Genomic DNA, 252 nt, shown 5'->3' on the forward strand with positions numbered 1-252 from the left:
CCTGTGGTTCCACCTGACTTTGGACGCCCTCTGGATGCTGAACGGCCTCATCTTCATCGTGTTGCTCTTCGCCACAGGCCAGTGGTTGAGGATCGTTCCCACCAACTGGGACGTCTTCCCGAACGCGCTCTCGGCCGGGCTGCAGTATGCCTCGTTGAACTGGCCGCTGGAGAATGGCTGGAACAACTACAACCGCCTGCAGCTGCTGACCTATTTCCTTACCGTCTTCATTGCCGCGCCGCTGGCCATCAT

1 pseudogene is annotated in these 252 nt (G+C 59.1%); it reads left to right on the plus strand.

The window, feature by feature from the left end:
* Nucleotides 1-34: 34 nt before the first annotated feature.
* Nucleotides 35-252, plus strand: a pseudogene (locus SB764_RS42815) (oxidoreductase); the annotation flags it as partial.

This window comes from Paraburkholderia sp. SIMBA_027, assembly GCF_046535315.1.
In the GTDB taxonomy this organism is placed as follows: domain Bacteria; phylum Pseudomonadota; class Gammaproteobacteria; order Burkholderiales; family Burkholderiaceae; genus Paraburkholderia; species Paraburkholderia tropica.